Genomic DNA, 847 nt, shown 5'->3' on the forward strand with positions numbered 1-847 from the left:
CACCCCCGCCCCGCCCCTCCTCCTCCCTTCCTCCTCCCGCTCTGCCCTCGGCTTGTTGCGGTCGTCTTACGGCGTGGTCAGGGCCGGTTGAGGCTGTGCCGGCCGGGGAATGCCGCGACCGTTGGGTTTGTTGTGCCCCAGGTAACGTCGTACGGTCCGTGGCTGACGCTTGCCCCGACGGTGACGGCGACGGAGAGGAGCAGGCCGTGCCCGAGAGCAGTCCCGAGACGCATGTCATCGACTTCCGTGCTGCCGAGCAGCTGTTGGCGGCCCGCGACCCACGCGGTGCGATCCGGCTGCTGGACTCGGTCATCGCCGCGCACCCCGAGAACACCGCGGCCCGGCTGTTGCGTGCCCGCTCCTTCTTTCTCGCCGCTCAACTACGGCCGGCGGAACTTGAGTTCCAGATCGTGCTGGAGCGTGAGCCGGACAACGCCTTTGCGCACTTCGCGCTGGGCCGCACCTTGGAGCGCGCCAACCGCCCCTGGGAGGCGTTGCGCCACTTCCGCCTGGCGGCGGCCCTCGAACCGCGCCCGGAGTTCATCGAAGCGGCCCGCTTCGCACGCGACACGGGCAATGGCGATCACGCGCCCGACCGCCCGGCCAGTGATCCGGAATAGCGGGCGTCCACGCAGTAGTGGGCTGTCCCGGCGACGGGGACTGTCCGCGCATGGCGGGCCGTTCCCGCGAACGTCCGGCGCCTCACCGCATGTTGCGTAACCCACCGGCGTACCCGCACGTCCTGGTACGCCGCCCAGCCGCCCAGCCGCCCAGCCGCCCAGCCGCCCAGCCGCCCAGCCGCCCAGCCGCCCAGCCGCCCAGCCGCCCAGGCGCTGCCGTCCGGCCG

At 72.5% G+C, this 847-nt stretch carries 1 protein-coding gene; it reads left to right on the plus strand.

Going from position 1 to position 847, the window contains the following annotated elements:
* Nucleotides 1-206: 206 nt before the first annotated feature.
* Nucleotides 207-620 carry a tetratricopeptide repeat protein gene (locus DY245_RS32775; protein ID WP_128510812.1) on the plus strand — a complete coding sequence of 138 codons (414 nt, stop codon included), beginning with the start codon at nt 207-209 and terminating at the stop codon, nt 618-620.
* The last annotated feature ends 227 nt before the right edge of the window (nt 621-847 follow it).

Origin of the sequence: Streptomyces inhibens (genome assembly GCF_003389455.1) — a bacterium.
GTDB classification, from domain to species: Bacteria; Actinomycetota; Actinomycetes; order Streptomycetales; family Streptomycetaceae; genus Streptomyces; species Streptomyces inhibens.